This is a genomic window from Nonomuraea candida (genome assembly GCF_000725485.1).
Classification (GTDB): domain Bacteria; phylum Actinomycetota; class Actinomycetes; order Streptosporangiales; family Streptosporangiaceae; genus Nonomuraea; species Nonomuraea candida.
This window is the reverse complement of sequence record NZ_JOAG01000054.1, coordinates 69076-79496: the sequence shown is the minus strand read 5'-3', so window position 1 is coordinate 79496 and position 10421 is coordinate 69076. Positions and strand designations below refer to the sequence as shown.

The window sequence follows — 10421 nt, the reverse complement described above, 5'->3', positions numbered from 1 at the left end:
CTCCGACATCGCCTACGTCCCCATCCACGACGCCCCGCTCGCCCGCTGGGCCCTCATCTGGCGCACCGCCACAGAGACCGACCTCATCCGCGCCCTCGCGCAGACCGCCTGCGACGTCACCTGCGAGATCCCATAGACCGGCGGGCAGGGGCGAGCCGTCACGGGCTCAGCGCGGCGAGGATGTGCGGCCAGGCCGACGCCCCCAAGGCCGCGTCGGCCGCGGCGGACCCTCCGTACAGGTATGACGGGGACGGCTGCGCGGGAGGCTCGCCGGGGAGCCGGGGCCGGTGCCCGGCCGCGGGATGGCTGACCACGCGCGCCTCCCGGCGCCGCGCGAGCGCGCCGGCGAACGTCAGCGACGGCCACATCTGATCGTCCGCGCCCGCCACCAGCACGACGTCGGCCCGGGTCCGCTCCAGCGGGATCGCCGCCTCCGGGGGCGCGGCGGCGAGACCTCGCTCGTAGAAGGCGCGGAAGGACGTGGGCGGCCCGTGATCCGGCCATTCCGCCGGATAGGGCGCGAAGGGGAGCGGCTCGCCCCGCCAGGTCCAGGACGAGCGCTGAGGGTGCGCGGCTCCGTCCAGGCCGGGGCCGACGTTGGCCCAGACCACGGACGACGGGGACAGCGCGATGACCGCGTCCACGCGCGGTTCGAGGCACGCGAGCGTCAGCGCGGCCTCCGCGCCCTTGGAGACCCCCAGCACGGCCAGCCGCGACACGCCCGTTCCGGCCAGCAGATCGAGCCCCGCGACGAAGGTCTCCAGCGGCACCTCGCAGATGCCCGGCGGCTGGCCCGGCCCGCCGAACCAGCGCATGGACATCGCGGTCACGCCATGCCGGGCCAGCACGTCGCACCGGTCCGCGTCGATCCGGCCACTGGACCCGGCCAGAACCAGAACCCCTGCCTCGGCCCCTTGCACGACCGCCATATGTCTGTCCACGGCCCGGATTATGCCGTGCGCCCCGGCCCGGCCCCGCAGGAGGGCACGGGCACCGCCCGCGTACGCGGCCGTTCCGCCGCGACCGTGACACAACCATGACACGGCGCTGACGGGGCGGGGACACCGTCGCCCGACAGTGGATGGGGCCCCGCCGCGGGTGGGCCCGGGTGTCTCCGTGCCACTGAGGAAGGCTGATCGATCGTGACCGAACGCGTGCGCGTGGCCGTGCTGGCGGGCGGGCCGTCCGCCGAGCACGAGGTGTCGCTGCAGTCGGCGCAGGCCGTGCTGGACGCCCTGCCGAGGGACCGGTACGAGCCCGTCCCCGTCATCATCGACCGGCAGGGCAGGTGGCCGGTGGAATTACGGCGCGGCCTGGCGGACGTCGTCTTCCCGGTGCTGCACGGCCCGTACGGCGAGGACGGCGTCGTCCAGGGTCACCTGGAGACGCTGGGTCTGCCGTACGTCGGCTGCGGCGTGCTGGCCTCGGCCGTGGCGATGGACAAGGTCGCGATGCGGCGCGCGTTCCTGGCGGAGGACATCCCGGTCACCCCGTACGTGTGGTTCACCGGGCACGAATGGCGCACCACCACCGACCACTGGGGCCTGGTGAAGTCGCTCGACTGGCCGATGTACGTCAAACCGGCCAACATGGGCTCCTCCATCGGCATCTCCCGGGTCACCTCCATGGAGGAGCTGCGCGCGGGCGTGGAGCTGGCGCTGGCCCATGACCGGGTGGTCGTCGTCGAGCAGGGCGTGTCCGCGCGCGAGGTCATCTGCGGCCTGCTCGGCGGCTACGACACGCCGGAGGCGTCGGTGCCCGGCGAGCTCATCGTGCCCGGTGACTGGCTCGACTACGAGGCCAAGTACCTCAGCCCGGCCGAGATCGCCACCATCCCCGCCGAGCTGCCGGAACGCGTGGCCGAGGAGGTGCGGGAGCTGGCCCTGCGCGCGTTCCGGGCGATCGGCGGCTACGGCCTGGCCCGCGCCGACTTCCTCTACGAGCGGCACACCGGCCGCCTGTACGCGGGGGAGATCAACACCATGCCCGGCTTCACCGCCCGCTCCGTCTACGCCAGGGCCTGGGCGGCGAGCGGGGTTCCCTACCCCGAGCTGCTGTGCCGCCTCATCGACCTGGCGTTCGCCAGGAGCGGCTCATGATCCCCATGACGCTGCGGGAGATCGCGGAGCTGCTCGGCGCGGGCCTGCACGACGTCGCCGACGACGGGGCGCGGGTGACGGCGCCCGCCGCGGTCGACTCCCGCGAGGTGCTGCCCGGCGGCCTGTTCGCCGCGACGCCCGGCGCCAACGTCGACGGCCACGACTACGCGGCCACCGCGGTCGCGGCCGGGGCCGTCGCCGTGCTGGCGTCGCGGCCCGTCGGCGTGCCCGCCCTCGTCGTCGCGGACGTACGGCTCGCGCTCGGCCTGCTGGCCCGGCACGTGCTCGGCCGCCTGCGCCCGGCCGTGATCGGCCTGACCGGCTCGGTGGGCAAGACCACCACCAAGGACCTGCTGGCCCAGGTGCTCGAACGGCACGGGCCGACGGTCGCCACCGACAGGTCGTTCAACAACGAGCTGGGGCTGCCGCTCACCGTGCTGCGGGCCGACGCCGCCACCCGCTACCTGGTGCTGGAGATGGGCGCGAGCAGGAAGGGCGACCTGCGCTACCTGACCGGCCTGGCGCCGCCCCGGATCGGGCTGGTGCTCAACGTCGGCAGCGCGCACGCGGAGCGGATGGGCGGGGGGCCGGCCGCCGTGGCCGAGGCCAAGGGCGAGCTGGTCGAGGCGCTCCCGCCGGACGGGTTCGCGCTGCTCAACGCCGACGACCCGTACGTCATGGGCATGGCCGGCCGGACCAGGGCCACCATCCTGTCGTACGGGGTCTCGCCGGAGGCGGCGGTGCGCGCCGAGGACGTGCGGATGGACGAGCGGGCACGGGCCGCGTTCGAGCTGGTGACGCCCGCCGGCCGCGCCCCGGTCCGGCTCGGCCTCATCGGCGCGCACCAGGTGGGCAACGCGCTGGCCGCGGCCGCCGCCGCCACCGCGCTCGGCCTGGACCCCGCCCGGATCGCCGAGGGGCTGACCGCCGCGCGGCGGCGCTCCGCGGGCCGGCTGGAGATCGTGGAGCGGCCCGACGGCGTCACCGTCGTCGACGACGCCTACAACGCCAGCCCCGAGTCCATGCGGGCCGGGCTGCGGGCGGCCAAGGCCCTGGCCGGCGGGCGCCGCACGGTCGCCGTGCTCGGCACGATGGGGCAGCAGGCGGACGCCTCGCGCGCCCGGCACGAGGAGATCGGCCGGCTCGTCGCCGGCCTGGGCTTCGACGTGCTGATCGCGGTCGGGGACGGCGACCCGCGCGCGATGGCGGAGGCGGCGCGGGCCGCGGGCGGCGGCGTGGCCGTGCACGCCGTCGAGGACGTGGCCGAGGCCACCAAGCTGGCCACCGCCCTGGTCGAGCCGGGGGACGTGGTGTTCGTCAAGGCCTCCAGCGAGATCGGGCTCGGCGCCTGCGCCCGCGCGCTGGCCCGGGCCTGATCGCCCTGCCTACCACAAGGAAACGGAGTTCCATGCGCGCCATCGGTCTCATCGGCGGGTTGAGCTGGGAATCGACGGTCATCTACTACCAGGTCATCAACCGCCGGGTGCGCGAGCGGCTCGGCGGCAGCCATTCCGCCGACAGCCTCATCTGGTCCGTCGACTACACGACCGTCGAGGACCTCATCTTCGCCGACCGCTGGGACGAGGTGCGCACGCTGCTGGCGGGGGCGGGCAGGAAGCTGCAGGACCTCGGCGCCGAGGTGCTGCTCGTCTGCAGCAACACCTTCAGCCGGGTGAGCGACGACGTGGCGCGGGCCACGAGCGTGCCCGTGCTGCACATCGCCGACACCGTGGGCGCGGAGGTCCGGGCCAGGGGGATGCGCAAGGTCGGCCTGCTCGGCACCCGCTTCACCATGGAGCAGCGCTTCTACCGGGACCGGCTGGCGACCCACGGGTTCGAGGTGGTCGTGCCCCGGCGCGAGCGGCGGGAGCTGGTCCACCGGGTGATCTTCGAGGAGCTGGTGCGCGGGGTGGTCCGGGAATCGTCCAGGGACGCGTACGCGCACGTCATCGCCGAGCTCGCGGACGCCGGGGCCGAGGCCGTCATCCTCGGCTGCACCGAGATCGAGCTGCTGATCGACGAGAAGGACGCCGCCGTGCCGCTGCTGCCGAGCGCCCGGCTGCACGCGGAGGCGGCGGCCGCCTTCGCGCTGTCCGGCTGAGCACCCCGGCCCGGACCGGGGGCACGCTCCGGCCTTGATCACCTGCGGCGGGACGGCTAGCCTGATCGCCGTTCTGCCGGAGGGCGGGGCCGAGGCATCGTGCCGTCCGGGAAGGGCCCCGGCCGTGCCGGACCGCCCCGGCCGCGCCGCGACGAGAGTGGGGGACCGACCGGGGATGGACGCGGAAGAGGATTTCAGGCAGGTCGGCGCCGAGCTGGCCGACCTGGGGGTGCGGGTCTCCCGGATGATGGGCAGCCCCGCGCTCAAGGACCGGGCGGGGAAGGTGTTCGCGAGCCTGCAGCGTGACGGCGCGATGGTGTTCCGGCTGGTCAGGGACACCCCGGAGCACACCGCCGCGCTCGGCCTGCCCGGGGCGTCGCTGTTCGACCCCTCGGGCCGGGGCCGCACGGTGAAGGACTGGGTGGTCGTGCCCCACTCCTCGGCCGCGCACTGGACGGACCTGGCCGAGGCCGCGCTCAGCCGCCCGCGCTGAGCAACGGGTCCTCCGGCTGCGGGCGGTCGAAGGTGGGCCGCGCCTCCTTCCACCGCCCGCGCGTGAAGTCGGGCACCTTGACCGGGCGCAGCCGCTCGGTCTTCAGCGACTCGTGGCTGAGCGGGATCACCGAGCACCACGCCGCCGAGTCGTAGACGTCGATGTCGGGGGTCATGCCCAGCCGCATGAGCTGGACGAGGCGGAAGATGGACACGAAGTCGCCGCCGCCGTGCCCGCCGTACTGGTCGGCGAGCCGTTCCAGCAGGGGCCACAACCAGTGGTCGTGCTGCCGGAGGATGGCGGTGTAGTCGCCGCCCGTCCGCCACGCGTGGTCGGTGTGGCCGAGCGACTCCAGATAGACGCGGCCGTTGTCGAGCTCGATCGACCCCCTCGTCCCGGTGAGCGTGGTCTCCCTGCTGTACGGGTGCGGCGAGTTCACGTCGTGCTCCACCCGGATGAACCGGCCGCCCACGGTGGTGACGAAGCAGGTGTGCCGGTCACCCGAGATGTACGGGCCGTCCTGCCACGACGAGTGGTCCCGGCCCACCCGGGGGTCCTCCTCCCTGAACAGGGCCAGCGCCTTGGGCAGCGACGCCACGGCGACCAGCTCGTCGAAGCGGTCGCCGCGGTTGATGCCCATGGCCGCGGAGACCGGCCCCAGGCCGTGCATCGGGTAGTGCAGGGCGTTCATCCGCGTCTGCCAGCGCCGCCGCCAGTGCTCGGGATGGTAGGCGCCGCCGAACAGGTACGGCCAGCGCAGGTCGTGCACGTAGCCGCCGGAGCCGTGCTGCAGGTCCCCGAAGAGCCCCGCCCGGACCATGGTGAACATCTGCAGCTCGGGCCGGAAGTAGTTGACGTTCTCCAGGAGCATGCAGTGCCTGCGGGTCCGCTCGGAGGTGCGGACCAGGTCCCAGATCTCGTTCAGGTGCGGGGAGATCGGCAGCTCGACGGCGACGTGCTTGCCGTGCTCCATGGCGGCCTTGGCCTGCGGGTGGTGCCACTCCCACGGGGTGGCGACGTAGACCAGGTCGATGTCGTCGCGCCGGACGAGGTTGAGGAAGTCCTGCTCGCCGGCGGAGTACCCGACCGGCTCGACGTCCTGGAAGCCCTGCCGCATGATGCGGGTGATCGTGCGGCTGACCCGTTCCGGCCTGATGTCGCAGACGGCGGTGACCGTGGCGACGGCGCCGAACCGCACGTCCTGGCTGCCGCCGCGGTTGCCGAGGCCGATGAGCCCGACCCGGACCCGGTCGAAGCCCTCGAACGGCACGTCGACCATGCTCCTCTCGCGCGCGTCGCGCGGAGGCTCCCCGCCGGTCGCGTCGGGAGCGGCGGGGGAGCCGGCGGCGCCCGTGACGGCGCCCACGGCGAGGCCGGTCTTCAGTAAATCGCGACGTGAGGGGGCATAACGATTCGCGGAGGGCACAGCGATCACTCCCTGGGGGGTGGACAGTGATTGTGCATGGCGCCTTTCGCCCGATAGTGGGCAGTATCAATCGTCCTTGACCGGAGGGCAAGAGCGGGCGGGAGGCCGCCCGCGTGCTTGTCCCCCGTGCGAGCTACCCGCGAATGTCCACCGCACGGTGACGATCCCGGAGCGCCGGATCCCTAGCGTTGCTGACGTAGCGGCGGGGACCCGTCGCGCAGGTCCCCAGGTGAGGAAGTCGTCATGCGGTTGTTGAAACAGCTCGTGCCCGTCGTCGCGGTCACTTTCGCCGGCTACGCGATCGTGGGCGCGGTGCAGGGGAGCGCGCTGCTCACCCTGCTCCTCGGCGGGTCGTTCGGGCCGGAGGGAAGCCCGTACGCGGTGGTGTTCGGCCTGCTGCTGACGATCGTGTTCATGTGGCTGGCGCGCCGGCGCGGCAACGTGGTCCCGCGCCGGTGGCGCGCGGCCTGCACGACGTGGTGACCCACCACGTCACGGCGATGGTGGTGCAGGCCGAGGCCGCCCGCTACCTGACCGCCGCCCCCGACCGCCTCGACGCGGCCCTGACCGCCGTCACCGACACCGGGCGGCGCGCCATCGGCGACCTCCGCCACCTGCTGGACCTGCTGGACCTGCTCAGGGCCGATCACGACCTCCGCACCGGCCCGCCACCCGCGCAGGAGGCCGGCGGCCCGGGGGAGCGGCTGGCGGCGGGGTGCGCGTTACGGGCGGGCCAGGGCGAGGGCGGCGGCCCGGGGGAGCGGCTGGCGGTGGAGTGTGCGTTACGGGCGGGCCAGGGCGAGTTCGAGCAGCTTGACGAGCTGGCCGAGCTGTTCCGGGACATCCTCGCCGAGCTGCCGGAGCTGGCCGCGGCACTGGCGGCGGGCGAGATCGACGTACGGGCCCGCGCCGTGCCCCTCGCCGAGGTGGCCCAGGCGTGGACCGCCGGGAGCGACCACCGCATCGTCCTCGTCCCGTAGCCGTTGCGACCCCAGGAGGCGACCATGACCTCATTGAGCAGCAGGAGACGAGCCCTCGTCGTGGGGCTCGGCATCAGCGGCATCGCCACGGCGATCGGCCTGCGGCGGGCCGGCTGGGAGCCGGTGATCATGGAGCGGGCGCCGGGCCGCCGCCCGGGTGGCTACTTCGTCGTGCTGTTCGGCGCCGGCCGGGCGGCGGCGCGGCGCCTCGGCATCCTCGACGCCCTGCCCGACCGGTCGCCGCCCGGCGCCATCACCTACACGGTCGACCGCGCCGGCACGCGCCGGCCCGGCCTGGGCTTCGGGGACCTGCCGGTGCCGCCCCGCGCGATGCTGCGCGGGGACGTGGAGCGCGCCGCCTTCGCCGCGCTCCCGCCCGACGTGGAGATCCGCTACGCGACCACCCCCACCCGCGTCGAGCAGGACGCCGCCGGCGTCGAGGTGACGCTCGACCAGGGTGGCGACTCCGTGACCGAGCGCTTCGACCTGGTCGTGGGCGCCGACGGGCTGCGCTCCACGGTCCGGCGCCTGGTCTTCGGCCCGGACGGCAGGTATCTGCACCGGCTCGGCTACATGATCGCCGCGACGGCCCTGCCGGGGCCGGTCGGCGGGCTCGCCCCGCACGAGGGGGCGAGCCCCGCCACCCCGGCGACCTGCCCGGCGCCCTGCGCGCCTGGGAGGCGCGGCTGCGCCCGCACATGACCTACTACCAGGCCAACGGCGTCGAACAGCGCCACTTCTTCACCCCCGGCAACCGGCGGCAGATCGCCCTGCGGCCGGTCATGGCCCGCGGCCTCCGCCTCCCGGTGATCGGCGACGCCCTGCGCTCCCTGCGGAACGGCAGCAGGTCCATCCGCGCCCGGGAGCTGGACATCGCCCACGCCGGCTGACCGAACCCCCGACCCTCGCCGAACCGATTGGAGTGTGTGTGGTGCCCGCCATCTCGGAGGAACCCTGGGACAGCGCCGACGGTGACCGCCTGCGTCTGCTTCGCGCCGGCTCCCCTGACCGGACAGACGGCGCCGTTCGTGGCGGTGCCGTTCATGAACGGTGCCGTCCGGGCGGGGCGGAGCCGGGTGCGGGCCGGATGCGGCACGGCGGTCCGGGGCGCCTAACATCGGCCACGTGGATCTCCTGGGGGCGGGGACGGAGGAGCGGCCGCCGGTGGACGTGTTCGAGGAGCAGCGGCCCCGGCTGTTCGGCCTGGCCTACCGGCTGCTTGGTTCGGCCGCCGAGGCCGAGGACATGGTGCAGGAGACGTTCCTGCGCTGGAGCCAGGCCGGGCCGGTCGACGTGCCGGCCGCCTGGCTGACCAGGGTCATCACCAACCTGTGCCTCAACCAGCTCGCCTCGGCGCGGCGCCGGCGGGAGGGCTACGCCGGGCCGTGGCTGCCCGAGCCCGTGCTCACCGGTGACGGCGCGCTCGGGCCGCTGGAGACCGTCGAGCAGCGCGAGTCCGTGTCGCTGGGCCTGCTGGTCCTGCTGGAGCGCCTGAGCCCGGCCGAGCGGGCGGTGTTCGTGCTGCGCGAGGCGTTCGGGCACAGCCATGCCGAGATCGGTGACCTGCTCGGCCTCGACGAGGCGTACTCCCGGCAGCTCCACCGCCGGGCGAGGGGACACCTCGGCGCGGCCCGCAAGCGGTTCGACGCCGACCGCGACCACCATCGCCGCATCGTCGAGCGGTTCATGGCCGCGACCCTGCACGGTGACGTGTCCGGGCTGGAGCGGCTGCTCGCCGCGGAGGTGGTCGCCTGGGCGGACGGTGGCGGCACGACCGCGGCCCGGCGGCCCGTCCACGGGCGGGAGCGGGTGCTGCGTTACCTGCGCGGCCTCAGCCTGCGGCCGGAGGCGTCCTCGGTCTCGGCCACGGTCGCGGAGGTCAACGGCGAGCTCGCGGTGCTGCTGCGGCACGCGGGCGAGCTGCGCGCGATCATGACCGTGGAGATCGGCGACGGCCGGATCACCACGGTCAGGACCCTCACGAACCCCGCCAAGCTCGCGTTCGCCGCCGCCCAGCTCGTGTGACCACGCTCACACCGGGGTGGTGTCACGAATCGGCCGGCCTGCCGGTTCAGATGGGGACTCGATCGGAGGAACCATGACGATGCACATCGTGGTGCTGGGCGCCGGTTACGCCGGGCTGGGCGCCGCCAAGCGGGCGGCCCGGCGGCTGCGCGGCACCGAGGTCCGGGTGACGCTGGTGAACGTGAGCGACCGTTTCGTGGAGCGGGTGCGGCTCCACCAGCTCGCGGCCGGGCAGGAGCTGCCCAGGCTGCCCCTGCGCGGGCTGCTCGCCGGCACGGGGGTGGAGCTGGTGGTGGCCGGAGTGACGGGGATCGACCTCGGGGCGCGGGTGGTGCGGCTGGACGCGGCGCCGTACGAGGTGGGCTACGACCTGCTGATCTACGCCCTCGGCAGCGGCGCCGACCTGGACGCGGTGCCCGGGGCGGCCGGGCACGCGTTCACCGTCGCGACCGAGGGCGAGGCGGCCCGGCTGCGGTCCCGCCTGGCCGGGACGGCCCGCTCGGTCGCCGTGGTCGGCGGCGGGCTGACCGGGATCGAGGCCGCGACCGAGATCAAGGAGGCGCACCCGGGGCTGGAGGTCCGGCTGGTCTCGGCCGGCCCGGTCGGGGACGGGCTTTCCGCGACGGCCCGCCGCCATCTCCACCGGGCCCTGCGCCGGCTGGGCGTCACCCTGGACGAGCACACCCCGGTCGCCGGGATCACCGCCGAGGGCCTGCTCCTGGGCGACGGCCGCGAGACGCCCGCCGACACCGTGGTGTGGGCGGCCGGCTTCCGCGTCGCCGGCCTCGCCGCGGCCGCCGGGCTGGCCACGGACGGGCACGGGCGCATGCTGGTCGACGCGACCCTCCGCTCCCTCTCGCATCCCGAGGTGTTCGGCGCCGGGGACGCCGCGGCGGCGCGGGTCGCGGGCGGGCGCTCGCGCATGTCCTGCCAGACCGGCCTGCCGATGGGCCTGCGGGCGGGCGACGCGGCGGCCGACCTGGTGACCGGACGTGACCCGCGGCCGGCCAGGATCCGTTACGTGTGGCAGAACATCAGCCTGGGCCGCCACGACGGGGTCACCCAGTTCACCCGGGCCGACGACCGCCCGCTCGGCGCCGTGCTGACCGGCCGGGCCTCGGCCCGCTTCAAGGAGGCCATCACCCGCGGCACGGTCTGGCGGATGCGCCACCCCGGCCCCTACCGCCCGCACGCGTGACCGGCCGCCGCCGCCCGTCCCCCCGGCCTGTCCCCGGTCGGCCCGGCCTGGTCGGCCCGGCCTGGTCGGCTCGGCCTGGTCGGCTCGGCCTGGTCGGCC

General features: G+C 74.8%; 12 protein-coding genes. 10 read left to right on the top strand and 2 right to left on the bottom strand.

Going from position 1 to position 10421, the window contains the following annotated elements:
• Positions 1–158: 158 nt before the first annotated feature.
• Positions 159–941: an acyl-CoA thioester hydrolase/BAAT C-terminal domain-containing protein gene (locus IO39_RS37865; RefSeq protein WP_211267311.1), complete on the bottom strand. Its 783-nt coding sequence runs from the start codon at positions 939–941 to the stop codon at positions 159–161.
• Positions 942–1142: 201 nt separating this feature from the next.
• Here IO39_RS37865 and IO39_RS37860 point away from each other — a divergent pair, with 201 nt between their 5' ends.
• The 4 genes from IO39_RS37860 to IO39_RS37845 all read left to right on the top strand — a co-directional run bounded on the left by IO39_RS37860 (position 1143) and on the right by IO39_RS37845 (position 4693).
• Positions 1143–2099, top strand: coding sequence for a D-alanine--D-alanine ligase family protein (locus tag IO39_RS37860; RefSeq protein WP_043634274.1), 957 nt, complete (start codon positions 1143–1145; stop codon positions 2097–2099).
• The gene (locus tag IO39_RS37855) at positions 2096–3475 is read left to right on the top strand and encodes a UDP-N-acetylmuramoyl-tripeptide--D-alanyl-D-alanine ligase (RefSeq protein ID WP_043634271.1); all 1380 of its coding nucleotides are present in this window, start codon (positions 2096–2098) and stop codon (positions 3473–3475) included. Before IO39_RS37860 ends, IO39_RS37855 begins: the two co-directional genes overlap by 4 nt.
• A 32-nt stretch (positions 3476–3507) precedes the next feature.
• Positions 3508–4200 carry an aspartate/glutamate racemase family protein gene (locus IO39_RS37850; protein WP_043634269.1) on the top strand — a complete coding sequence of 231 codons (693 nt, stop codon included), beginning with the start codon at positions 3508–3510 and terminating at the stop codon, positions 4198–4200.
• A 175-nt stretch (positions 4201–4375) separates the two neighbouring features.
• Positions 4376–4693: a hypothetical protein gene (locus IO39_RS37845; RefSeq protein ID WP_043634266.1), complete on the top strand. Its 318-nt coding sequence runs from the start codon at positions 4376–4378 to the stop codon at positions 4691–4693.
• Here IO39_RS37845 and IO39_RS37840 read toward each other — a convergent pair.
• Positions 4677–6059: a Gfo/Idh/MocA family protein gene (locus tag IO39_RS37840; protein ID WP_211267310.1), complete on the bottom strand. Its 1383-nt coding sequence runs from the start codon at positions 6057–6059 to the stop codon at positions 4677–4679. The genes IO39_RS37845 and IO39_RS37840 overlap by 17 nt on opposite strands.
• A gap of 303 nt (positions 6060–6362) precedes the next feature.
• Between IO39_RS37840 and IO39_RS57030 the strand changes: the two genes are divergently transcribed.
• From IO39_RS57030 to IO39_RS37815, 6 genes are all read left to right on the top strand, one after another.
• Complete coding sequence (locus IO39_RS57030) at positions 6363–6602, top strand: hypothetical protein (protein ID WP_211267309.1); 240 nt, start codon at positions 6363–6365, stop codon at positions 6600–6602.
• On the top strand, positions 6575–7099 hold the full coding sequence (locus IO39_RS59950; RefSeq protein WP_043634258.1) for a histidine kinase dimerization/phosphoacceptor domain-containing protein: 525 nt from the start codon (positions 6575–6577) through the stop codon (positions 7097–7099). Before IO39_RS57030 ends, IO39_RS59950 begins: the two co-directional genes overlap by 28 nt.
• A gap of 24 nt (positions 7100–7123) precedes the next feature.
• The gene (locus IO39_RS37825; RefSeq protein WP_211267308.1) at positions 7124–7801 is read left to right on the top strand and encodes an FAD-dependent monooxygenase; all 678 of its coding nucleotides are present in this window, start codon (positions 7124–7126) and stop codon (positions 7799–7801) included.
• Entirely contained in the window at positions 7798–7989 is a 192-nt protein-coding gene (locus IO39_RS57025; RefSeq protein ID WP_052423888.1) for a hypothetical protein, read from the top strand. Before IO39_RS37825 ends, IO39_RS57025 begins: the two co-directional genes overlap by 4 nt.
• Positions 7990–8224: 235 nt before the next feature.
• Positions 8225–9124: an RNA polymerase sigma factor SigJ gene (gene sigJ, locus IO39_RS37820; RefSeq protein ID WP_245642519.1), complete on the top strand. Its 900-nt coding sequence runs from the start codon at positions 8225–8227 to the stop codon at positions 9122–9124.
• Between the two features lie 73 nt (positions 9125–9197).
• Positions 9198–10322: an NAD(P)/FAD-dependent oxidoreductase gene (locus IO39_RS37815; RefSeq protein ID WP_043634251.1), complete on the top strand. Its 1125-nt coding sequence runs from the start codon at positions 9198–9200 to the stop codon at positions 10320–10322.
• Positions 10323–10421 lie beyond the last annotated feature (99 nt).

Excerpts from the sequence above, each read along its gene's own strand:
- IO39_RS37855 (WP_043634271.1), top strand. The coding sequence starts at position 2,096 with ATGATCCCCATGACGCTGCGGGAGATCGCGGAGCTGCTCGGCGCGGGC.
- IO39_RS37850 (WP_043634269.1), top strand. The coding sequence starts at position 3,508 with ATGCGCGCCATCGGTCTCATCGGCGGGTTGAGCTGGGAATCGACGGTC.
- IO39_RS37845 (WP_043634266.1), top strand. The coding sequence starts at position 4,376 with ATGGACGCGGAAGAGGATTTCAGGCAGGTCGGCGCCGAGCTGGCCGAC.
- IO39_RS57030 (WP_211267309.1), top strand. The coding sequence starts at position 6,363 with ATGCGGTTGTTGAAACAGCTCGTGCCCGTCGTCGCGGTCACTTTCGCC.
- IO39_RS37825 (WP_211267308.1), top strand. The coding sequence starts at position 7,124 with ATGACCTCATTGAGCAGCAGGAGACGAGCCCTCGTCGTGGGGCTCGGC.
- IO39_RS57025 (WP_052423888.1), top strand. The coding sequence starts at position 7,798 with ATGACCTACTACCAGGCCAACGGCGTCGAACAGCGCCACTTCTTCACC.
- IO39_RS37815 (WP_043634251.1), top strand. The coding sequence starts at position 9,198 with ATGACGATGCACATCGTGGTGCTGGGCGCCGGTTACGCCGGGCTGGGC.